This window comes from Bradyrhizobium sp. UBA2491, assembly GCF_002341725.1.
In the GTDB taxonomy this organism is placed as follows: domain Bacteria; phylum Pseudomonadota; class Alphaproteobacteria; order Rhizobiales; family Xanthobacteraceae; genus Bradyrhizobium.
This window is the reverse complement of the sequence record NZ_DDOP01000037.1, coordinates 64049-85534: the sequence shown is the minus strand read 5'-3', so window position 1 is coordinate 85534 and position 21486 is coordinate 64049. Positions and strand designations below refer to the sequence as shown.

The 21486-nt window shown below is 65.7% G+C and carries 20 protein-coding genes; 8 read left to right on the top strand and 12 right to left on the bottom strand.

Annotation, left to right across the window (positions count from 1 at the left end; all coding sequences use genetic code 11):
- Positions 1-37: 37 nt before the first annotated feature.
- From B2W55_RS10990 to B2W55_RS10980, 3 genes are all read right to left on the bottom strand, one after another.
- Positions 38-1900, bottom strand: a complete 1863-nt coding sequence (locus B2W55_RS10990; protein WP_024581487.1) for an ABC-F family ATP-binding cassette domain-containing protein — start codon at positions 1898-1900, stop codon at positions 38-40.
- 108 nt (positions 1901-2008) lie between these two features.
- Entirely contained in the window at positions 2009-2179 is a 171-nt protein-coding gene (locus B2W55_RS10985) for a hypothetical protein (RefSeq protein WP_168200255.1), read from the bottom strand.
- Positions 2180-2377: 198 nt separating this feature from the next.
- Complete coding sequence (locus B2W55_RS10980; RefSeq protein ID WP_024581488.1) at positions 2378-2647, bottom strand: hypothetical protein; 270 nt, start codon at positions 2645-2647, stop codon at positions 2378-2380.
- Positions 2648-2993: 346 nt separating this feature from the next.
- Here B2W55_RS10980 and ndk point away from each other — a divergent pair, with 346 nt between their 5' ends.
- Together ndk and B2W55_RS10970 are read left to right on the top strand one after the other, a co-directional pair.
- Entirely contained in the window at positions 2994-3416 is a 423-nt protein-coding gene (gene ndk, locus B2W55_RS10975) for a nucleoside-diphosphate kinase (RefSeq protein ID WP_024581489.1), read from the top strand.
- Between the two features lie 111 nt (positions 3417-3527).
- On the top strand, positions 3528-4367 hold the full coding sequence (locus B2W55_RS10970) for a TerC family protein (RefSeq protein ID WP_024581490.1): 840 nt from the start codon (positions 3528-3530) through the stop codon (positions 4365-4367).
- A gap of 64 nt (positions 4368-4431) precedes the next feature.
- Here the strand turns inward: B2W55_RS10970 and ppx are convergent, their stop codons facing one another.
- From ppx to B2W55_RS10950, 4 genes are all read right to left on the bottom strand, one after another.
- Positions 4432-5934, bottom strand: coding sequence for an exopolyphosphatase (gene ppx / locus B2W55_RS10965; protein WP_024581491.1), 1503 nt, complete (start codon positions 5932-5934; stop codon positions 4432-4434).
- A gap of 12 nt (positions 5935-5946) precedes the next feature.
- On the bottom strand, positions 5947-8151 hold the full coding sequence (locus B2W55_RS10960; RefSeq protein WP_024581492.1) for an RNA degradosome polyphosphate kinase: 2205 nt from the start codon (positions 8149-8151) through the stop codon (positions 5947-5949).
- Between the two features lie 131 nt (positions 8152-8282).
- Positions 8283-8960: a DnaA/Hda family protein gene (locus B2W55_RS10955; RefSeq protein ID WP_024581493.1), complete on the bottom strand. Its 678-nt coding sequence runs from the start codon at positions 8958-8960 to the stop codon at positions 8283-8285.
- Positions 8961-8978: 18 nt separating this feature from the next.
- Positions 8979-9521, bottom strand: coding sequence for a CDP-alcohol phosphatidyltransferase family protein (locus tag B2W55_RS10950; RefSeq protein WP_024581494.1), 543 nt, complete (start codon positions 9519-9521; stop codon positions 8979-8981).
- Positions 9522-9682: 161 nt separating this feature from the next.
- Here B2W55_RS10950 and purM point away from each other — a divergent pair, with 161 nt between their 5' ends.
- Both purM and purN read left to right on the top strand, forming a co-directional pair.
- A complete protein-coding gene (gene purM, locus B2W55_RS10945; protein ID WP_024581495.1) occupies positions 9683-10768 on the top strand; it encodes a phosphoribosylformylglycinamidine cyclo-ligase in 1086 nt (361 codons plus the stop codon).
- Entirely contained in the window at positions 10765-11436 is a 672-nt protein-coding gene (gene purN, locus B2W55_RS10940) for a phosphoribosylglycinamide formyltransferase (RefSeq protein ID WP_024581496.1), read from the top strand. Before purM ends, purN begins: the two co-directional genes overlap by 4 nt.
- Before the next feature lie 52 nt (positions 11437-11488).
- Here purN and B2W55_RS10935 read toward each other — a convergent pair whose 3' ends face one another.
- From B2W55_RS10935 to B2W55_RS10925, 3 genes are all read right to left on the bottom strand, one after another.
- Complete coding sequence (locus B2W55_RS10935; protein ID WP_024581497.1) at positions 11489-11692, bottom strand: cold-shock protein; 204 nt, start codon at positions 11690-11692, stop codon at positions 11489-11491.
- A 350-nt stretch (positions 11693-12042) separates the two neighbouring features.
- Positions 12043-13191: a ribonuclease D gene (gene rnd, locus B2W55_RS10930; protein ID WP_024581498.1), complete on the bottom strand. Its 1149-nt coding sequence runs from the start codon at positions 13189-13191 to the stop codon at positions 12043-12045.
- Between the two features lie 255 nt (positions 13192-13446).
- Positions 13447-14199: a helix-turn-helix domain-containing protein gene (locus B2W55_RS10925; RefSeq protein WP_024581499.1), complete on the bottom strand. Its 753-nt coding sequence runs from the start codon at positions 14197-14199 to the stop codon at positions 13447-13449.
- Positions 14200-14288: 89 nt separating this feature from the next.
- Here B2W55_RS10925 and B2W55_RS10920 point away from each other — a divergent pair, with 89 nt between their 5' ends.
- From B2W55_RS10920 to B2W55_RS10905, 4 genes are read left to right on the top strand one after another with little or no spacing between them, the layout of a single operon-like run.
- A complete protein-coding gene (locus tag B2W55_RS10920) occupies positions 14289-15782 on the top strand; it encodes a bifunctional 3-(3-hydroxy-phenyl)propionate/3-hydroxycinnamic acid hydroxylase (protein ID WP_024581500.1) in 1494 nt (497 codons plus the stop codon).
- Entirely contained in the window at positions 15779-16633 is an 855-nt protein-coding gene (locus B2W55_RS10915) for a fumarylacetoacetate hydrolase family protein (protein ID WP_024581501.1), read from the top strand. The genes B2W55_RS10920 and B2W55_RS10915 overlap by 4 nt, the downstream gene beginning before the upstream one ends.
- Before the next feature lie 5 nt (positions 16634-16638).
- Positions 16639-17637, top strand: coding sequence for a VOC family protein (locus tag B2W55_RS10910; protein WP_029879138.1), 999 nt, complete (start codon positions 16639-16641; stop codon positions 17635-17637).
- A gap of 37 nt (positions 17638-17674) precedes the next feature.
- Entirely contained in the window at positions 17675-18877 is a 1203-nt protein-coding gene (locus B2W55_RS10905; protein ID WP_043855563.1) for an ABC transporter substrate-binding protein, read from the top strand.
- A gap of 140 nt (positions 18878-19017) precedes the next feature.
- On the opposite strand, the gene B2W55_RS10900 is transcribed toward B2W55_RS10905, so the two are convergent.
- Together B2W55_RS10900 and chrA are read right to left on the bottom strand one after the other, a co-directional pair.
- On the bottom strand, positions 19018-20172 hold the full coding sequence (locus B2W55_RS10900) for an acyltransferase family protein (RefSeq protein ID WP_043855543.1): 1155 nt from the start codon (positions 20170-20172) through the stop codon (positions 19018-19020).
- A gap of 69 nt (positions 20173-20241) precedes the next feature.
- Positions 20242-21456 carry a chromate efflux transporter gene (gene chrA, locus B2W55_RS10895; protein ID WP_024581505.1) on the bottom strand — a complete coding sequence of 405 codons (1215 nt, stop codon included), beginning with the start codon at positions 21454-21456 and terminating at the stop codon, positions 20242-20244.
- Positions 21457-21486: the final 30 nt, after the last annotated feature.

Genomic DNA, 21486 nt, shown 5'->3' with positions numbered 1-21486 from the left:
GGAGTTGGATATCCCGTGTCGTTGGGAAGCGCGCGATCTAGTTCGCCGCCTCGTCGAGCTCGGCGCTGGCCTCCAGCCACTCTTCCTCGGCGCGTTGCAATGCGCTTTCGGCGCCGGCGCGCGCCTTGGTGAGCTGCGCGGCCTGCTTGGGGTCGCGGGTGAAGATATCGGGCAGCGCGAGCGCGGCGTCGATCTTGGCGATGATGCCGTTGATGCGCTCGATCTCGGCCTCGGCCTGCGCGATCCGCTGCTGCGGCGACACGCGCTTCTCGTTGCGGACGCGCTCGGGCTTCGCGGGTTCCTTGAGGCGCTCGCGCGATGCCTGGCGGCCGTCATTGGCCGACAGGATCATGCGGCGATATTCGTCGAGATCGCCGTCATAGGAGGTCACGGTCTGGTTGGCCACGACCCACAGCCGATCGGCGCAGGCCTCGATCAGATAGCGATCGTGCGAGACCATCATGACGGCGCCGGGGAACTCGTTGATCGCCTCCGCCAGCGCGGCCCGGCTGTCGATATCGAGATGGTTGGTCGGCTCGTCCAGGATGATCATGTTCGGGCCGTAGAACGTCGCGAGCCCCAGCAGCAGCCGTGCCTTCTCGCCGCCCGACAGGCTTTTCACCAGCGTGTCGCCGGCCTTGCCGGAGAAGCCGATCGCGCCGACGCGGCCGCGCACCTTGCTCTCGGGCGCATCGGGCATCAGCTTGCGGATGTGGTCATAGGGCGAGCCGTCGAGGTTGAGCTCGTCGACCTGGTGCTGGGCGAAATAGCCGACCGACAGCTTGTCGGCCTTCGTGATCTTGCCCGCGGACGGCGCGAGCTTGCCTGCCAGGAGCTTGACCAGCGTCGACTTGCCGTTGCCGTTGGAGCCGAGCAGCGCGATGCGGTCGTCGGGATCGACGCGCAAGGTCACGCGATTGAGCACCGGCTTGCCGGGCTCGTAGCCGACCGAGACGTCGTCGACGGCGATGATTGGCGGCGACAGCAGTTTCTCGGGCGCCGGAAACGAGATCTCGCGCACGTCCTGCGTGACCAATGCGGTGATCGGCTTCATCCGCTCCAGCATCTTGACGCGCGACTGTGCCTGCCGCGCCTTGGAGGCCTTGGCCTTGAAACGGTCGACGAAGTCCTGCAAGCGCTTGCGCTCATCGGCCTGGCGCTTGGCATGCTTGGCGTCGAGCAGTTCGCGCGCTGCGCGCTGTTCCTCGAACGAGGAATAGGTGCCCTTGTAGAGCGTCAGTCTGCCGCGATCGAGGTGCAGGATCTGGTCGACCGAAGTGTCGAGCAGATCGCGGTCGTGGCTGATCACGATCACCGTGCGCGGGTAGTTGGCGAGATGGTTCTCCAGCCACAAGGTGCCTTCGAGATCGAGATAGTTGGTCGGTTCGTCCAGCAGCAGCAGATCGGGCGCGGAGAACAGCGTTGCCGCCAGCGCCACGCGCATGCGCCAGCCGCCGGAGAATTCCGCGCACGGTCGCGCCTGGTCTGATGTCGAGAAGCCGAGGCCCGAGAGGATCGCAGCCGCCCGGGCGGGAGCGGAGTGGGCGTCGATGTCGACCAGCCGGGTCTGGATCTCGGCGATCCGGTGCGGATCGTGCGCGGTCTCGGCCTCGTGCAGCAGCGCGTCGCGCTCCAGATCGGCCTTCAGCACCACGTTGATCAGGCTCTCGGGGCCGTCGGGCGCTTCCTGCGCCAGGCTGCCGATGCGCCAGCGCGGCGGCAGCGCGATGCTGCCGCTCTCGGTCGGAAGATCGCCCCGGATGGCATGAAACAGCGTCGACTTGCCGACGCCGTTACGGCCGACAAATCCGACGCGCGCGCCGGGCACGATTTGCACAGAACTGTGATCGATCAACAGCCGTCCGGCGATCCGGACGGAGATGTCAGTGATGGAAAGCATGCAGCGTTGTCACCGGACCCGCTGCCAAACGCAACCCGTCTGCTTGTAAAATCTCTCCGGGTCGCGGTCTCGAAAGCACGTTTGGGCTGCTCGGCAGCCCAATAACACCTAATGGCGATCGTTTTCCCGTCGGCGCATCTCGTCGAGCAATTGCTGCAAGCGGGACGAAAGTGCGGGCTCAGGCCGCATGTTTTGCTGAAGCCGTTCACCCACGGCATCGCAGATGTAACGGCATGTCTTGTGATCAATCTGATCGGGATCGGTATCGATCTGGGTCATTGTCATGGCGCGTCTTTCGGCGAGTTCCACCTCGCGTGTTCGAGTCAACTCTCGCCATGACAAGTCGCGACCCCCGAATTTGGTTTCCGGTCCGCCTTGGTTTCGCCTTCGAGCCGTGCGCGGCAGTTCCCGAATGGCTTGAAAAAAGCCCCGGCGCGGGCGCCGGGGCTGAGCAAGTCAGGGGAGGTCGTGGGCAGATCAGTAGCAGCGGTTGACCAGGCGCCAGCGGGGGCCCCATGGGGTCGGCACGACGCGCCGCACGTAGCAGCCGCCGCCGTAGCCATACCCGTAACCGCCATAGTAGGCGGGACCGCCGACCACGATGCGCGGGCCGCCCCACCAACCGTGGTGCCACCCACCGTGCCAGCCGCCATGCCAACCACCCCAGGCGGAAGCGGAGGTCGGGGCGAGCGCGGCCGCACCGAGCGAAATTGCAGCAACTGCGGCAAGCGAGATCTTGCGTAACATGATCGTCTCCTCGAGCTGTGGGCGCGCGTGGCGCGCCGCGGTGACATCGTTTCCCGAGACGTCCTGTGAAGCTTGCGGATGGGTCAGCAAGGCGTCCGATCGATGCAGAGCCTAGGCGGCTAGAACTGAACGGCAGCGGCACGGCGCTGACAGAATGGGTTCACCTAGGTGAAATCGCGGTAAGTCGGCCGGTCCGGCGTCCGTCCGAACGCCTCCCAAACCGCGGCTTTCGTCGCGAAAATCCATCAAAACTAAAGGCTAACGCGTCACAGGGTCGCTTGCCGTTGTCCCATCGCGCCGATATAAGCCCCCGCAACTCCCAGCCACCGTTTACAAGGACGAAATCATGGCGATTGAACGCACCTTTTCGATCATCAAGCCCGATGCCACCGAGCGCAACCTGACCGGCGCGGTCAACGCCGTGATCGAGAAGGCGGGCCTGCGGGTCGTGGCGCAGAAGCGCATCCAGATGACCCGCGGCCAGGCCGAGACCTTCTACGCCGTCCACAAGGCGCGTCCGTTCTTCGGCGAACTGGTCGACTTCATGACCTCGGGCCCGGTGGTGGTGCAGGTGCTGGAAGGCGAGGGCGCCATCCTGAAGTATCGCGACGTGATGGGCGCGACCGATCCGTCGAAGGCGGCCGAGGGCACCATCCGCAAGCTCTATGCGAAGTCGATCGGCGAGAACTCGGTGCACGGCTCGGATGCGCCGGAGACCGCGGCGATCGAGATCGCGCAGTTCTTCGCCGGCAACGAGATCGTCGGCTAACGCCGAATTGTCGACAATGGCACGGTCTCCGATGGAGACCGGGCCGAAAGAAACTGGGGAGCGGCGGACGACCGCCGCCAGGGGCGGCCGCAAGGCCGAATAGGACTCGCTGTGGACTGGCTGTGGCAGATCTTTGATCCGGCGTACATCGGCGCGTTCTTCACCGAGTTCAAGAACGAGATGGCGACGCCGACCTTCTGGGTCGCCGTCGGCAAGATCATCTGGATCAACGTCCTGCTGTCGGGCGACAACGCGCTCGTGATCGCGCTCGCCTGCCGCGGGCTGGCGCCGCGCCAGCGCCTGTGGGGCATGATTCTCGGCGCCGCCGCGGCGGTGCTGCTGCGCGTCATCTTCACCGGTATCGTCGCCAGCCTGATGGAGCTTCCCTACCTGAAGCTGGTCGGGGGACTGGTGCTGATCGTGATCGCCGCCAAGCTGCTGGTGCCGGAGCAGGAAGACGAGGACGGCGTGCAGGCGGCCTCGCATCTGTGGGCCGCGGTCCAGATCGTCGTGGTCGCCGACATCGTAATGAGCCTGGACAACGTGATCGCGGTCGCCGCCGCCGCCAATGGCAGCGTGCCGCTGCTGGTGCTCGGGCTTGCGATCAGCGTGCCCTTGATCGTGGCCGGCGCGGCGCTGATCATGGCGCTGCTCACCAAGCTGCCGATCCTGGTCTGGGCCGGTGCCGCATTGCTCGGCTGGATCGCGGGCGATGTCATCGCGACTGATCCGGCTGTGCACCCGAAGCTCGATGCGCTGTTTGCCGGGCCACTCGGCGCCAAGCTCGATTCCTGGCTGACGTCGATCGGGATGTCGCCGCAATTCGCCCATGGCGGCAGCGGCGGCGAGATTTCGCTCGCCGTGCTCGGGATCGTCGTGGTGCTGGCCGTGGGATCGATCTGGCGCCGTCACGCGCTCCGCAAGGCCAAGCACGCCGCCAAGGCGGCGTGAGCGAGAAGCGTTTTCGAGCCAAGTGGACGCCGGTTCGCGTCAAGAAGCGCGCTGAAAAAGAGCCTCAGCGCCGCACGATCGAGCCGACGCGTCCGACCAGTCGCGCCAATTGCCTGAAGCGGCTGCCGACCCGGTCGGCGACCAGATCCACCATCCGATGCTCGAACACCAGCATCAGCTTGCGGCCCTGGGTGCGGAAATGGGTCAACGGCAGCACGCCGGTGCGCGCCGCCGTGATCAGGTGCGCGACGCGGAACGCGGCGCCCAGCACCCGTGCGCGCTCGTCCATCGCCGGCGTCACCAGCGCGCGGATCTGCGGCGGCGGCTCGTTCTCCTCGCTGAGGCCGGCATAGCGATAGAATACCGACAGCGCGACGAAGGCGCGGCCCTGATGCGTGATCGAGCCGAAATTGCCGTTCATGATCAGGCTGAGGGTTTCCTCGCCGCGATGATCGGGATGCACCCGCCAGCCGATATCGGAGAGCAGGCAGGCGACGTGGCGCAGCCTGCGGTCTTCCTCGGTCTCGCGCAGCCTGACGACGCGCACCAGGCGGTCGGTCCATGAGGTGAGCTCCTGGGCGTGGCGGGCGGAGCGCGACAGCAATTCGTTGAGGTTCTGCGCGGCGCAGACCAGCCCGTCCTTGGCGCGCTCGGCCGGCGGCAGCATCTCGTAGAGCAGGCCTTCGCGCACGCCGAAGGTCGAGAACACGATGGTCTTCGGCTGCGCCACGCGGATGATGTATTCGAGCACGAGCGCGGCGTAGGCCAACAGCGGCCGCCGCGCGTCGGCGATCGATTCGATGTTGGCGAGCATGTTGGTGGCCGCCAGCCGTCGCAGCCGCTGCGCAAAGTCGAGCGCGTCGACGGCCGGGATGGAATAGCCGTGCATGACCTTGAGCGGGTAGCCGCTCTGGATGATGTGGATCCGTGCCAGCGCGCGCCAGGTGCCGCCCACCGCGTAGAAGGTGCGGCCGCGGCCGGTCTTGAGCTGGGCGACGCCGAGCAGCTCGTTCTTGACGATGCGTTCGGCGCGCTTGAGCGATTTGTTCGAGAGGTCTTGCAGCGCGAGGCTGCCGAGCGGCAGCGTGACGCCGCTGCGCACGCGGTTGCCCTTGACGTCGATCAGTTCGAGCGAGCCGCCGCCGAGATCGCCGACGATGCCGTTCGGATTATGTATGCCCGAGACGACGCCGAGCGCGGACAGCTTCGCTTCACGCGGTCCGGTGAGAATCTCGATCTTGGCGCCGCAGATGCGCTCGGCCTGGGCGATGAAGTCCGGACCGTTCTTGGCATCGCGGCAGGCCGCGGTCGCGATCGCGTACACGCGGCCGACCTGCTGGATCTTGCACAGTGCGCGGAAACGCCGAAGCGCGGTGAGCGCCTTGTTCACCGCATCGGTCGCGAGCAGGCCGGTGCTCTGCACCTCGCGCCCGAGGCCGCACAGCGCCTTCTCGTTGAAGATGGTGATGAGGCTGCGCGCCATCGTCTCGTAGACCACGAGACGAACCGAGTTCGAGCCGATATCGATCACAGCGACGCTGGAAGCGCGCTTCCGCGGCCGCTTCACCGGTAGGCCCCCTTAAGACGATGGCTGCTGACGCTCGTTGCGACGCGTGAGACGGCGCGGTGAAGATTCCTTGAGAGACTTACCACGGCCGGACAGACTCGGATTTGTCATAAAATAGTCATGCAGATTGAAGGGCTCTTCGCCTTTCGCGGCCTTCATACGCGTTGACGATCCATCCGGCAACAATTGCCAGCTCTGCTCATTGTCCTTCAGGTTCGCGACCATGATCTGTTCGAGAACCTGCTGATGCACCGTGGGATTTTGCAGCGGACAGAGCACCTCGACGCGGCGGTCGAGGTTGCGCGGCATCATATCGGCGGACGAGATATACACAGCAGCTTTTGTGCTCGGCAGGCCCTGGCCCATGCCGAAGCAATAGATTCGGCCGTGTTCCAGGAACCGGCCGATCACCGATTTGACGCGGATGTTCTCCGATAATCCCGGAAGCCCGGGCCGCAGGCAGCAGATGCCGCGCACCACGAGCTCGACCGAGACGCCTGCCTGCGATGCCTCATACAGCGCGTCGATGATATCGGGGTCGACCAGCGCATTCATCTTCATCCACACCGCGCCCGGCCGGCCGTGCTTGGCGTGGGCGATCTCGCCATGGATGTGCTCGATGATCCGCTTGCGCAGCGTCAGCGGCGATACCGCCATCTTCTCGATGTCGCTCGGCTCGGCATAGCCGGTGATGTAGTTGAAGACACGCGCGACGTCGCGGCCGATGATCTGATCCGAGGTGAAGTAGGAGAGGTCGGTGTAGATGCGCGCGGTCACCGGATGGTAGTTGCCGGTGCCGGTGTGGATGTAGGTCGTGAGATTGCCGCCCTCGCGGCGCACCACCATCGACAGCTTGGCGTGCGTCTTGAGCTCGATGAAGCCGTAGACCACCTGCACGCCGGCGCGCTCGAGGTCGCGGGCCCAGCGGATATTGGCTTCCTCGTCGAAGCGCGCCTTCAGTTCGATCAGCGCGGTGACCGACTTGCCGGCTTCGGCGGCTTCGGCCAGCGCGCGCACGATCGGCGAGTTGTTCGAGGTGCGATAGAGCGTCTGCTTGATCGCGACCACGTCGGGATCGCGCGCCGCCTGTTGCAGGAACTGGACCACGACGTCGAAGGATTCGTAAGGGTGATGGACCACGAGGTCCTTCTGCCTGATCGCAGCGAAGATATCGCCGCCGTGGTCGCGTACGCGCTCGGGGTGGCGCGGCACATAGGGCGGGAATTCGAGGTCGGGGCGATTGAGGCGGGTGAGCTGTGACAGCTCGTTCATTGCCAGCACGCCGTCGACCAGGATCACTTCATCGTCCGCTGCCGACAATGCGTGTTGCACGAAGACGCGCAGCTCTTCGGGCATCGTGGCCTCGATCTCGAGCCGGATCACCGAGCCACGTCGGCGGCGCTTCAGCGCGGTCTCGAACAGGCGAACGAGGTCTTCCGCCTCTTCCTCGATTTCGAGTTCGGAGTCCCTGATGATGCGGAACGCGCCCTGGCCTTTGACCGTATAGCCGGGGAACAGGCGGCCGATGAACAGGCCGGTGGCCTGCTCGAGCGTGATCAGCCGCGCCGGTGCGCCTTCCTTGGTGGAGGGGATCCGGATGAAGCGGTCGATCTTGCCGGGCATGCGGATCAGCGCGTTCATCGCCTTGCCGTCGGAGATCCGCGACAATTGCAGCGCCACCGTGAAGCCGAGGTTCGGGATGAACGGGAACGGATGCGCGGGGTCGATCGCCAGCGGCGTCAGCAGGGGGAAGATGTTGTGGAGGAAGTGATCCTCGATCCAGGTGCGCTCGGACTTGGTGACGTCGCGTCCGTCGACCAGCTGGATGCCGACCTTGGAGAGGATATCCCGCAGGTCGCTCCAGATCGCCTGCTGGTCGGAGGCGAGCTGCGACACGGTCTTGTTGATCATCACGAGCTGCTCGGCCGGCAGCAGGCCATCCGGGCTGCGCTCGGCGATGCCCTCGCGGACCTGCGCCTTGATGCCGGCGACACGGACCATGAAGAATTCGTCGAGGTTGTTGGCCGAAATCGACAGGAAGCGGACCCGCTCCAGCACCGGATGGCCGGTGTTGACCGATTCCTCGAGCACCCGGCGATTGAAATGCAGCCAGGAAAGCTCCCGGTTGATGAAGCGCTCCGGGCTGGTCGCGATCGCGGGGACGGGCGGGAGCTCCGCCTCTTTCTCTTTGATTTCAGGTGCTTGTGCCGAGTCCATCAAGTGCTGGTCCAATTCGGGGCAGGGGCCGGAGCGGTCTAGCCGAAGGCCGCGCCGACCATGTGATATTGCAATGACGTTTCGATGACATTGATGTTCCGCCAGCCTGCGCCGTCAAGCCGCGGCACGGCTCAGGCATCGCGCAATAGTTCGGCCGCCAACGCCCGTGTGACCGGCCGGCCGAGCCGCAGTGCCTCGGTATCGAGCAGCTCGACCGCCTTGCGGACAGCGGTATAGGACCGCTCGATCCGGTTGCAGAGGTAGCTGACCAGCGGTTCGTCCACGCTCATCTGGCGGTCGGCGCAGAATTTGACGATCAGGCCGCGGAACAGCTGGTCGTCGGGCGGCAGCAAGGTCACCGTCGGCACCGCGCGCAGCCGCGACCGCAAGTCGCGCAATTCGACTTCGAACGCCGAGGGCGGTACGCGCGCCGTGATCAGCACGAAGGCGTCGTCCTGACGCGCGAGATTCATCAAATGAAACATTGCGCGTTCGTCGAAATCGCCCGGCCTCAAATCCTCGACCACCAGCGCCCCGGTCGCCAGCGCCGTCGGCACCGCATCGGCGGTCAGGGCGTGCGCAGCGGTCGCGCGCGCACCCGCGCTGTCTGCCCAGATCGCGGCGAGGTGGCTTTTGCCGGCGCCGTCCGGTCCCACCAGCAGCATGATTCGGTTCGGCCAGTCGGGCCAGCGATCGATCAGCGCCAATGCGGCTTCATTGGCGGGCCCCTCGAGGAAATCGTCGCGGGTCAGCTTCTCCTCGTGCGGCAGTGCCAAGGCCAATTGACGAGGTTGAACGCTACCGGCCACGCAGATCTCCAAAGCAAACTACCGAGCCTCGATCGTGCTCATGTGCCGCACCCACTCCACGAGATAGAGGGACACCGAACCCAAAGTAAAGATCGTGACCAGGCCCATCAGGATCAGGTCGTAGGGGTGCGGCTGGAAGCCGAAACCGAGCGAGGCCAGCACCAAGGCGGCGAAGCCGACCTGCGCCACCGTGTTCAGCTTCGACACCATCAACGGCTTCATCTCGACCGGCTTGTCGAACAACCATGACACAATCACGGCGGAGACGATCATGATGTCGCGCGACACCACGAGAATCACGATCCAGCGCGGCACCGCGCCCCAGATCCCGAGCGCGACATAGATCGACACCAGCAGCGCCTTGTCGGCGAGCGGGTCGAGCAGGGCGCCGAGCTCGCTTGTCATGTTGAAGCGCTTGGCGAGGAAGCCGTCGACGGCGTCCGAGACACCGGCGATCACGAAGATCGCGAACGCGATCTCCATCTGGCTCGACACGATGGCCCAGACGATCACCGGCACCAGGATGATGCGGCCAAGGGTAATGATGTTCGGAATGCTCAACTTTGGATCGCTTCCCGGCTAGAAGCCTGATTTTACTCGATATCCGGCTCTTTTGCGTGGCGGCCGGGTGTTATCTACATAGTATCGCGGCGAGCTGGCCGCGAGCCATTGCGCGGGGGCGGAATTCCTCGTAACCAGCCCCTGATCATCTGGAATTGGGCATGACCGAGCGCAAAAACGGGCTCACTTACGCGGATTCGGGCGTCGATATCGATGCCGGCAACCGTCTCGTCGATCTGATCAAGCCGATGGTGCGCGCCACCGCGCGGCCGGGCGCTGACGCCGAGATCGGCGGCTTCGGCGGCCTGTTCGACCTCAAGGCCGCGGGCTTCAAGGATCCGATTCTGGTGGCGGCGACCGATGGTGTCGGCACCAAGCTGAAGATCGCGATCGAGACCGGAATCCACAGCGGCATCGGCATCGACCTGGTCGCGATGTCGGTCAACGACCTCGTCGTGCAGGGCGCGGAGCCGCTGTTCTTCCTGGACTATTTCGCCTGCGGCAAGCTGCATCCGGAGGCCACCGCGCAGATCGTGGCGGGTATCGCCGAGGGCTGCCGCGAATCCGGCTGCGCGCTGATCGGTGGCGAAACCGCCGAGATGCCCGGCCTCTACAAGGATGGCGATTACGACCTCGGCGGCTTTGCGGTCGGCGCGGCCGAGCGCGGCACTTTGCTGCCGACAGCGGACATCGCGGCGGGCGACGCCGTGATCGGCCTCGCGTCCTCGGGGGTGCACTCCAACGGGTATTCGCTGGTGCGCAAGCTCGTCGAGCTGTCCGGCATTGCCTATGACGCGCCGGCGCCGTTCGCGCCGGTCATGACGCTCGGCGCGGCGCTGCTGACGCCGACCAGGCTCTATGTGAAGTCCTGCCTGCGCGCGATCCGGGACACCGGCGCAGTCAAGGGGCTCGCCCACATCACCGGCGGCGGCTTCACCGACAACATTCCGCGCGTGCTGCCGAAGCATCTCGGTGTCGGCATCGATCTGGCGCGGCTGCCGGTGCTGCCGGTGTTCAAATGGCTGGCGGAGCAGGGCGGGATTGCCGAGCTCGAGCTGCTGCGCACCTTCAACTGCGGCATCGGCATGATCGCGATCGTCAGGCCCGATGCGGTCGATGCGGTGACCGAGGCCTTCACCGCCGGCGGCGAGACTGTGACGCTGCTCGGCGAGGTGATTGAAGCCAAGGGGGAACACACGGGCGAGCATCGCGTGGTCTATAACGGCCATCTCGACCTCTCGCGATGAAGCGCCGGACAGCCATTCTGATTTCCGGCCGCGGCTCCAACATGGCCGCGCTGATCGAGGCCGCCGAGGCTCAGGACTATCCGGCCGAGATCGCCGTGGTGATCTCCAACCGCGCCGATGCGCCCGGGCTGGAGAAGGCCGCGGCGCACGGCGTTCCGACTGTCGTGATCCCGAGCAAACCGTTCGGCAAGGATCGCGCCGGGTTTGAGGTGGTGCTGCAGAAGGCGCTCGACGACAACAAGGTCGAATTCATCTGCCTCGGCGGCTTCATGCGGCTGTTCACCGCGGACTTCGCCCGGCGCTGGTACGGGAGGATGCTCAACATCCATCCCTCGCTGCTGCCCTGCTTCCCCGGCCTTGATCCGCACGGCCAGGCCTTGCGGGCGGGGGTCAAGCTGTCCGGAGCGACCGTGCATTTCGTCATCCCGGAGACCGATGCCGGGCCGATCGTGATGCAGGGCGCCGTGACTGTCGCCGACGATGACACGGCCGAGACGCTCGCCGCGCGCGTGATCAGAATCGAGCATCGCATCTATCCGGAAGCGTTGCGGCTTCTGGCGACCGGCCGGCTCCAGCTCGACGGCGACCGCTGCACGACGAAAGGCAGCGCCGCGACCGATCGCACGCTGATCGCGCCGGCGGTTGAAGGAGCGCTTGCGCCGGAGTAGTCCCCGGAGGCGCCGGGGAAGGCATCAGGACGGCTTCCGTCGCTAGCGCCGTTCAGTGAACCTTGAGGTTCTCTGCCGACGCCTTGCCGCGGTTCTCGACCAGATCGTATTCGACGGTCTGGTTCTCGTTGAGTGTCGAGAGCCCCGCGCGCTCGACCGCCGAGATGTGGACGAACACGTCCTTGTCGCCGACGGCCGGCTTGATGAACCCGTAACCCTTTGTCGGGTTGAACCATTTGACGGTACCCTTCGGCATCGTCGCTCTCCCAGTCTAGCTAGACATAAAAAAGACGCGGCGACGTTTTCCACGTGCCACGCCACGATCGGGCTTTGCGCTGTCTGTTCGGTTTCCGGGTCTTCAGATCCAAAGTCTTCAAGTCCGAAGTTTCGCCTCTCGAAGCCTTGTTCACCGAAGCCTTGTACGTCGAAGCTTGGATAGCAACGTCGCAAATCGCACAGTCGAACGGCCGCGATCCGATTGTGAAGGGATTGCAACACGAAAATTGCGCGTTAGCAAGCGCGGCAGTTTCGTGTGACGCAACCTCAGTCTGTGTCGGTCGAGCTCCGGCGCAGGCATTCGCGAGGGGCGGAACCAGGTGGGTCTTTCTAACCCCGGTCCACCCGCACCACGCGGCCTTTGTCGATCGCGAGCGCGACCTGGCCGTGCTTGAGCTTCAGTGCCGCCTCGCCGAACAATTCACGCCGCCAGCCATGCAGGGCGCCGACTTCGGCCTGATCGCTGGCCGCGATCTGCTCGAGATCGTCGACGGTCGCGATCACCTTGCTGGCGACGCCGTGGCGTTCCGAGGTCATGCGCAGCAGCACCTTCAGCAGCTCGACGGTCGCCGCGCCGTTGGAATTGTTGCGCGGCTTTTCCAGCTTGGGCAGTGTTGCCTGGTCGCGGGCCAGCCCGCGCTGCACCGCGGCGATGATGTCGGCGCCCCATTTCGAGCGTTCGAAACCCTTCGGCAGCGAACGCAGATTGCCGAGCTTCTCCAGCGAGGTTGGCGCGTGGGTGGCGATATCGCCGACCGCATCATCCTTGAGCACGCGCGAGCGCGGCACGTCGCGGCCCTGCGCTTCCTGCTCGCGCCAGGCCGCGACCTCGATCAGGACCGCGAGCTCGCGCGGCTTGCGCACGCGGGTCTTGAGCCGCTCCCAGGCCCGCTCGGGATGGAAGTCGTAGGTCTTCGGCGAGGTCAACACCTCCATCTCCTCGCTGACCCAGTCGCTGCGGTCGCGCTTCTTCAGATCGGCGTCGAGGGCGGCGAACACTTCACGCAGATGGGTGACGTCGGAGACCGCGTAGTGGAGTTGCTCGTCGGTCAGCGGGCGGCGCGACCAGTCGGTGAAGCGATGCGTCTTGTCGGGGCGGTGGCCGGTGACGCGATCGACAAGCTGGTCATAGGCGATGCTGTCGCCATAGCCGAGCACCATCGCGGCGACCTGAGTGTCGAAGATCGGATGCGGGATCGTGCCGGACAGATGCCAGACGATTTCGATGTCCTGCCGCGCGGCGTGGAACACCTTCAGCACGGCCTCGTTCGACATCAGTTCGAAGAACGGCTTGAGGTCGATGCCGGGCGCCAGCGCATCGACCACGATGGCCTCATCGGCGCTTGCCATCTGCACAACGCAGAGCAGCGGGTAATAGGTCGTCTCCCGCAGGAACTCGGTGTCGACGGTGATGACCTTGTGTTGGGCGAGCCGATCACAGGCGGCGGCGAGGTCGGAGGTCGTGCTAATCAGATCCATGAACTGTCCATGACGGCTTGACCCAACGCGTTCTGCCGAAAGGGCAACTATGTCAAGGGTCTTGCAGGGATTTTGGCCCTGCACGGGGCGAGGGGCAGGGCATTTTTGAATTGATTGTGCTTGATTCGGGGGTGTTTTCGGCTTGCTCCTGCCGCGAATTCGTCAGTCGAGCCGGGCGTTGACAGCGAGGATGAGGACACATCCTTGCGTTCTCGCGACAGAGGAAAAGTCTGATAATCGGAATATGATTGGCGTCTACAATGCGCGCAGTCGGGCTTCGATGGCGCGGATGGCGTCGCGCAGCGGGGCCTGGCAACGCGCAATCCCTTCGGTCGCGGTCAGCGCCTTCGTCATCCAGATGATCGACGCGCAGCCGATCACCTGCCTGTCGCGGCGGATCGGCATCGCGATGGTGCCGGTGTGAGGCCAGATCCGGCCGCCCTGGCGTACGGCGTAGCCGCGGCGACGGACGCTCTGCAATTGCTTCTCGGTGGCGGCGCGATCGGAGAGTTCGCCTGATGTCTGTAGCAGATCGAGCAGCAGCGTACGCTCGCGCGCCGTAGTGAATGCGAGGTAGGCGAGGCCGGCGGAGCTGGCGAGCAGTGGAATGCGCATGCCGACCATGCGCCGATCGATCGACATCGGCGCGAAGCGGTGGGTGGACTCACGGACCACCATGCGCACGCCCTCGAGCGTCGTGACATCGCTCGGCCAAAGGATTTTATGCGTGAGATCGAAGATCACGGGCGCCGCCGCGGCTCCCAGCCATTGCTCGTCCTCGAACCCGTCCGACAGTTCGCGCACCTTCAAGAGCAGCGTGAAGCGGTCGTCGGAGCGGCTCTGCATGACATAGCCGGTGTCGATCAGGGTTTTCAGCGAGCGATACACGGTGGCTCGCGGCAGGCCGGTTTCGCGCGCCAGCGTCAGCGCGCTGGCGGAGGCGTGGCGGTTCAGCGCGGCGAGGACGGCGAGGCCCCGCCCGAGCGCGCGGATCGGTTTGACGTCCATGGCATGTTCACCTGGTGAACAGAATTGCCGTCGTCGTTGCACGGTCGGTGGCCGGCTGGCAAGCCTCATCGCAACGGAAAGGGAAACGCATGGACGGGCCGCAACGCGCCAACGGACTTTATGACGTCGCGATCGTCGGGTTCGGTCCGGTCGGCGCGACGCTGGCCAATCTGCTGGGGTTGCAGGGGCTCAGCGTGATCGCGCTCGATCGCGAGGCCGCGCCCTATGCCTTGCCGCGCGCCGTGCATTTCGACGACGAGGTGATGCGGGTCTTCCAGACCATCGGTCTGGCGGACGAGATCCTGCCGTTCACGCATGTCTCGCCGGGCATGCATTTCATCGACGGCGACGGCAAGCTGTTCCTCGACTGGTCGCGGCCGTTGCAAATCGGCCAGAACGGATGGAACACGAGCTATCGCTTCCATCAGCCCGATCTCGAACGGGTGCTGCGCGCCGGTGCGCGCGCCCATGCATCGGTCGATCTTCGTTTGCGCGCCGACGTCTTTGCCGTGGACGAACACGGCGATCACGTCGCGGTCCGCTTTGAGAACCTCACCAATGGCAAGCTCGACGAGGCTCGCGCCCGCTATGTCGTCGGCTGCGACGGGGCGCGCTCGCTGGTCCGGCGGCTGATCGGCTCAGGCATGGAAGATCTTGGCTTTCACGAGCACTGGCTGGTGGTCGACGCGATCCTGAAGCGGCCGATGCCGGAGCTCGGCGACTACAGCGTGCAGTTTTGCGACGCTCGACGGCCGGCAACCTATGTCCGCAGCATCGGCGATCGCCGGCGCTGGGAAATCGCCATCATGCCGGATGACGATGCGCGGCGGATCACCGATCCGGAGACTGTCTGGAAGCTGCTGGCGCGCTGGATCACGCCCGATGATGCCGAGCTGGAGCGCGCGGCATCCTACAGCTTTCATTCGGTGATTGCGTCGACCTGGCGCCGGCAGCGTCTCTTGATCGCCGGCGATGCCGCACACCAGACCCCGCCGTTTCTCGGCCAGGGCATGTGCGCCGGCATTCGTGATGTGGCCAACCTCGCCTGGAAACTTGGACGCGTGACCCGCGGCGAAGCGGGCGATGGCCTGTTGAACAGCTACCAGACCGAACGCCATCCCCACGTCCGTCAATATATCGAGCTCGCGGTCCGGCTCGGCAGCCTGATCAACGCGACGCGCAGCGAGGGCCCGGAGGCGGGCGCGGAGCCGCGGCGGATGGCGACCATCAAGCCGCGGCTTGGACCGGGCCTGTTCAGGCATGGCTGCGCTGTGGCGGGCACGCCGGTCCCGCAGCCGATGCTGTCGAACGGACGCCGGCTCGACGATCAGGTTGGCTATCGCTTTGCCGCGCTGGCGCGGCCGGGCTTTCTCGACGGACTGGACGGCGCGACGCATGAGCGTTGGCGCCAGCACGGCATCGTCCTCGTCAGCGACGGCCAGGGGCCGCTGAAGGACTGGCTCGACAGCGTCGACGCGCACGCCGCGCTGGTCCGGCCCGATCGCTACATCGTCGGACTGGCGAGGACCCCGCAGGAATTGTCGGCGCTGGTCGACAGCATGAACCAGGAGGATTTTGGATGAAGCTCGCATCGTTCTCGACTGCCAGGGGACCCGGCTATGGATGCGTGGTCGATCAGGGCATTGTCGTTCTGTCGGCCGCGTTTGGCGATCGCGCGCCGACCTTGCGCGACCTGTTGGCCGGCGGATTGCTGGAGGAGGCCGCGGCGCTTGCAAAGACATCGAAACCTGACCTTGCCCTGAGCGACGTCAGCTTCGATCCGGTCATTCCCAACCCCGACAAGATCATCTGCGTCGGTCTCAACTACCGTGACCACGTCGCCGAGACCGGCCGCACGGTCACGGAGAAGCCGGCGCTGTTCGCGCGTTACGCCGGCAGCCAGATCGGGCATCTTGCGCCGCTGGTGAAGCCAAGGGTGTCCGACGAGTTCGACTATGAGGGCGAACTCGCCGTCATCATCGGCAAGGGCGGACGGCACATCGCACCGCACGTCGCGCTGACGCATGTCGCGGGCTATGCCTGCTACAATGAGGGTAGCATTCGCGACTGGCAGCGCCACACCAGCCAGTTCCTCTCCGGCAAGACCTTCGCCGGCACCGGCGCATTCGGGCCGTGGATGGTGACGAGCGACGAGATCGCCGATCCGTCGAAGCTCACGCTGGAGACGCGGATCAACGGACAAGTGGTGCAGCACACCACGACGGACCTCCTGATCACCGATATCCCGCATCTGATCGCCTACATCTCGACCATCCTGCCGCTGCTGCCGGGCGATGTGATCGTGTCGGGCACGCCGGGCGGCGTCGGCGCCAAGCGTAACCCGCCGCTCTGGATGAAGCCCGGTGACGTCGCCGAGGTCGAGATCTCCGGGATTGGCGTGCTGCGCAATCCGGTGGTGGCAGAGGCGGTGTGACAGCGATGGAGAGCAACACGGAGATCAACGCGCTCGGCTATATCGGCATCCAGTCGCAACGGCTCGAGGACTGGACCGGCTTTGCGACCAGACTGCTCGGCATGCAGCCGGTGGATCGCGGCGGCGGCACGCGGGCGTTCCGGATGGACGACCGCAAGCAGCGGCTGGTGGTGAGCGATCGCGACGGCGACAATGCCGGTTTCTTCGGATGGGAGGTCGCTGACGCGGCTGCGCTGGAGCGGCTGGCGGCGCGGCTGGAGCGGCACGGCACCGCGGTTCGTCGTGGCACCCGTCAGCTCGCGGACGAGCGCCACGTCGCCGATCTCATCAGCTTCCGCGATCCCGCCGGCAATCCGCTCGAGGTGTTCCATGGGCCCGCGATCGCGGACACGCCGTTCGTGCCGGCGCGGCCGATCTCGGGGTTCAAGACCGGGCCGCTCGGCATGGGCCATGTCGTGCTGAATGTCGAGGACGTCGAACCGCTGTTGCCGTTCTATCGCGATCTGCTCGGCTTCAAGGTCAGCGATTACGGGCTGACGCCTTACAAATTGTACTTCTTCCACGTCAATGGCCGTCACCACAGCTTCGCGATGGTCGGCTCCGGCCGGCGCGGGCTGCATCATTTCATGGTCGAGCTCTACAGCCTCGACGATGTCGGGCAAGGCTATGACCTGGCGCAGCTCGACGAAGGACGAATTGCCTTCACGCTCGGCCGGCACACCAACGATTTCGTGACCTCGTTCTACGCCACGACGCCCTCCGGCTTCTTCGTGGAGTATGGCTGGGGCGGCCGCGTCATCGATCCCGCCACCTGGCAGCCGCATGAAACCTTCGACGGCCCAAGCTTCTGGGGCCACGACCGGCTCTACATGGAGCCCGAGAGCCGCGCGCGTCTGCGCGAAATGCGGCTGTCGGCGGCCGCGCGCGGCGTGCGTGCGCCGGTGCCGGACTGTCCGTGGCTCGACGCGGTGACGGGGCGCGGCACATCCATCCAGAAAACATAGAACGGGGGAGGCACTGATGGCCGGGAAACCAAGCCTGATGTTTCGTTTGGTGGGCGGCGCGATGTTCATTGCTGTGGCGCTGTCGGGCAGCGCGTCGGCCGAGATCAAGGGCGATGCGATCCGCATCGGCGTGCTCACCGACATGAGCGGCATCTTCGCAACCGCGATGGGGCCGGGGTCGGTCGAGGCGGCGCGGATGGCGGCGGAGGACTTCGGCGGCAAGATCAACGGCAAGCCGATCGAGATCTTGCAGGCCGACCACCAGAACAAGGCCGACGTGGCGTCGGCGATCGCGCGGCGCTGGTTCGATCGCGAGGGCGTGCAGGCCATTGCCGATGGCGGCAGCTCCGGCGCGGCGCTCGCCGTGCAGGAGTTGGTGCGCGAGAACAAGCGCGTGTTCCTGGTCTCGGGCGCGGGCGCCGTCGAGCTCACCGAAAAGGCCTGTGCGCCGACCAGCGTGCAGTGGACCCACGATGCGGCTTCGACCGCCAATGCGGTCGTCGCCGGCGTGTCGAAGACCGTGCAGGGCTCGTGGTTCTTCATCACTGCGGATTATGCGTTCGGACACGCAGTGGAAGCGATCGCGCGGGCCAAGCTCGACAAGCTCGGGGTCAAGGTCGCCGGCAGCGTCAAGACCGCGCTCAACACCGCCGATTTCGCCTCCTTCCTGCTACAGGCGCAGTCGAGCGGCGCCAAGGTGCTGGCGCTGAACGCCGCCGGCGACAATGTGACGATCATGAAGCAGGCGCAGGAGTTCGGCTTCGCGCAGCAGGGCATCGCAGTGGTGCCGATGACGTTCCAGAACGTCGACATCGTCGCTGCCGGGCTGTCGGTCACGCAGGGCGACCTGATCGCGACCAGTTTCTTCGAGGACGTTTCGCCCGCGGCGCGCAAATGGGCCGATGCGTTCTTCGCCCGCCGCAAGGCGATGCCGTCGCAGATCCAGGCCGGGGTCTATTCGGCCGTCCGGCATTATCTCCAGGCGGTGAAGGACACGGATTCCGACGACGGCGAGGTCGTGATGGCAAGAATGAAGGCGACGCCGGTGGTGGACGCCTATACGCCGCAGGGGACGATCCGCGCCGACCAGCGCATGGTGCACGACCTCTATCTCGTGCAGGTCAAGACGCCAGCGGAATCGAAGGGGCCGTGGGACCTGGTCAAGCTCGTCACCGCGATCAAGCCCGACGAGGCATTTCGCTCGCTCGAGGAGAGCAAGTGCCCGCTGGTCGGGCGTTGACCGCCGTCATTCCGGGGCGGCGCGCAGCGTCGAGCCCGGAATCCACTTGGCCGCAGAACAGGTGGTCGAATGGATTCCGGGCTCTCGCTTCGCGAGCCCCGGAATGACGGAGGAGGTTGCAGCTTGCGCCGCCCGGCACGTCAGTGATTGGCGAGCCGCCCGGCCTCGGCCGGCGCGGCGACGTTGCCCGGATTAATCCGCGCGTCACTGGAGCCGATGCGCGAGGGCCAACCGTGTCGCAAGGCCAGCATCGTGAGCTGTTCCTTGACGCGATAATGCGCGGGGCCCTCGAGGAAGCGCCAGACGAACCACGCCAGCAGCACCATGCACGCCACGACGAACGTGGTCGAAAGCGCGTCCGGCGTTGGCGTGATCAGCAGCAGGATCACGTAGCCGAGCTGTAGATGCAGCAAATAGAGCGGATAGGTGATGCCCCCGATGGCCCTCACAAAGCCGTCCGGCAGCGGCACTGATTTGATGCGGGTGGCGGCGAACACGATGCCGAGCGAGACGATGCAGATCACTGTCACGACGCGCGGATCGAAACTGCCATGGGTGTGGACGCCGAGCCGCTCCAGCTTGTGCACGGCCTGGAACGTCGCCGTGCCCATCGCCAGCGTCAGAAGGCTGTACAGCCTGCTGTCGCGCCGTCCGCGGTAATGCTCATAGATCAGCAGGCCGACCGCGAAGAAGCCGCTGTCATCGGCCATGAACAATTTCTCGAACAGCGGAATGTCGAGCGTCAACTCGTTGGCGAAGGTGATCGCGATCCACACCACGATGAGAGTGTCGATCCGCCGCGGGAAGATGCCCCAGGCCAGCAACAGCGCGACCCAGGCGTAGAACACGACTTCGATCACCAGCGACCAGTAGGCGTCGTCCATGTAAGGCTGACCGAGCATTGGCGCCGCGATGAACAGATTCGCCAGCCATTGTCCCCACGTCACCTGAAACCAGGTGTGGCCTATGAAGAGCGTGGCGAGGAAGGTCAGCGTCATGCAGATGACGAAGGTCGGATAGATCCGGCTGAAGCGGGCGATGGCGAAGCCGATCGGCGTGCGGCCCTCGGCCGAATAGGCGATGACGAAGCCGGAGATCGCGAAGAACACGGGGACGCCGAGGAAGCCATACTGGGCGACCGGCGCGAGATACGGCAACGCCACTTTCTGCACGCCGTGCGATGCGGTGCCCCAGAAGCCGTAATGATACAGGATCACGGCCCCGACCGCGGCGAGCCGCAGCAGGTCCAGCACGGGAACACGGGTCGGATCCGCATGTTTGGAAACATTTGGCATGTACCGGCCATTTTGGCGGCCAGCCGTGAAGGCGTTCTTAATCCGGCCGTGGAGGGCCGGGGTCGTCGTTCACGATTGCAGGAGCCCGGTGACGATCCCGGCGGCCGCGCTGAGGACCACCACCAATAGCGGCGGTGCGCGCCAGGCCGTGAGCAGGACGAAGCCCGCCAGCGCGATGCCGAAGTCGAGCGGACGGTGCACGCTGGTCGTCCACACCGGATCGTAGAGCGCGGCACCGAGGATGCCGACCACGGCGGCATTGACGCCGCGCATCATCGCCTGCGCGGCCGGCCGCTTGCGGAATTGATCCCAGAACGGCAGCGCCGCCAGCAGGACGAGCAGTCCCGGCAGGAAGATGCCGAGCAGGCCGACGATTGCGCCCGGCACCCCGCCGATCACGGCGCCGAGATAGGCCGCGAAGGTGAACAGCGGGCCCGGCACGGCCTGGGCGGCGCCATAGCCGGTCAGGAAAGCATCGTCGCCGATCCAGCCCGGCGCCACCACCGCTTCGCGTAGCAGCGGCAGCACGACATGGCCGCCGCCGAACACCAGCGCGCCGGAGCGATAGAAGGCCTCGAACACGCCGAGGCCTGACCATATCCGGGCGAGCAGCGGCAGCCCGATCAGCAGTGCCAGGAACAGGATCAGTGCGGCGATGCCGACGCGGCGCGACACCGGCATCGCGATATGGGTGGTGCCGCTGGACGGCTGCGCCCGGCACAGCCACAGTCCGGCGACGGCACCGAGCATGATGGCGCCGATCTGCGCGATCGACGACGAACTGGCGAGGATGATCAGCGCTGCGACCGTCGCGATCGACGCGCGTTCACGGTCGGGGCAGAGCGAGCGCGCCATGCCCCAGACCGCCTGCGCCACGATCGCCACCGCGACGAGCTTCAGGCCGTGCACCAGGCCCGCGCCGGCCAGGCCGCTCAAGCCGCCGGCGCCATAGGCAAACAGCACCAGCGCGATCGCCGAGGGCAGCGTGAAGCCGGTCCAGGCCGCCAGCGCGCCGAGGTAGCCGGCACGCATCAGGCCGAGCGAGAAGCCGACCTGGCTGCTCGCCGGGCCGGGCAGGAATTGGCAGAGCGCGACCAGATCGGCATAGGCCTGCTCGTCGAGCCAGCGCCTGCGGGTGACGAACTCGTCGCGGAAATAGCCGATATGGGCGATCGGGCCGCCAAAGCAGCTGACGCCGAGCTTGAGGAAAATCAGCAGCACCTCAAGTGGCGAATGTGCAGTGGAGGGCGCCGTGTCGGAGTGCTGGACGTCGGTGTCGTTCAAGCGTCGTCCGATCCCTGACTTGCGTCCCGC

What these genes read in the sequence shown, in the direction of transcription:
- B2W55_RS10990 (WP_024581487.1), bottom strand. Translation starts at nt 1,900, where the DNA reads ATGCTTTCCATCACTGACATCTCCGTCCGGATCGCCGGACGGCTGTTG.
- B2W55_RS10985 (WP_168200255.1), bottom strand. Translation starts at nt 2,179, where the DNA reads ATGACCCAGATCGATACCGATCCCGATCAGATTGATCACAAGACATGC.
- B2W55_RS10980 (WP_024581488.1), bottom strand. Translation starts at nt 2,647, where the DNA reads ATGTTACGCAAGATCTCGCTTGCCGCAGTTGCTGCAATTTCGCTCGGT.
- ndk (WP_024581489.1), top strand. Translation starts at nt 2,994, where the DNA reads ATGGCGATTGAACGCACCTTTTCGATCATCAAGCCCGATGCCACCGAG.
- B2W55_RS10960 (WP_024581492.1), bottom strand. Translation starts at nt 8,151, where the DNA reads ATGGACTCGGCACAAGCACCTGAAATCAAAGAGAAAGAGGCGGAGCTC.
- purM (WP_024581495.1), top strand. Translation starts at nt 9,683, where the DNA reads ATGACCGAGCGCAAAAACGGGCTCACTTACGCGGATTCGGGCGTCGAT.
- purN (WP_024581496.1), top strand. Translation starts at nt 10,765, where the DNA reads ATGAAGCGCCGGACAGCCATTCTGATTTCCGGCCGCGGCTCCAACATG.
- B2W55_RS10935 (WP_024581497.1), bottom strand. Translation starts at nt 11,692, where the DNA reads ATGCCGAAGGGTACCGTCAAATGGTTCAACCCGACAAAGGGTTACGGG.
- rnd (WP_024581498.1), bottom strand. Translation starts at nt 13,191, where the DNA reads ATGGATCTGATTAGCACGACCTCCGACCTCGCCGCCGCCTGTGATCGG.
- B2W55_RS10925 (WP_024581499.1), bottom strand. Translation starts at nt 14,199, where the DNA reads ATGGACGTCAAACCGATCCGCGCGCTCGGGCGGGGCCTCGCCGTCCTC.
- B2W55_RS10920 (WP_024581500.1), top strand. Translation starts at nt 14,289, where the DNA reads ATGGACGGGCCGCAACGCGCCAACGGACTTTATGACGTCGCGATCGTC.
- B2W55_RS10915 (WP_024581501.1), top strand. Translation starts at nt 15,779, where the DNA reads ATGAAGCTCGCATCGTTCTCGACTGCCAGGGGACCCGGCTATGGATGC.
- B2W55_RS10910 (WP_029879138.1), top strand. Translation starts at nt 16,639, where the DNA reads ATGGAGAGCAACACGGAGATCAACGCGCTCGGCTATATCGGCATCCAG.
- B2W55_RS10905 (WP_043855563.1), top strand. Translation starts at nt 17,675, where the DNA reads ATGTTTCGTTTGGTGGGCGGCGCGATGTTCATTGCTGTGGCGCTGTCG.
- B2W55_RS10900 (WP_043855543.1), bottom strand. Translation starts at nt 20,172, where the DNA reads ATGCCAAATGTTTCCAAACATGCGGATCCGACCCGTGTTCCCGTGCTG.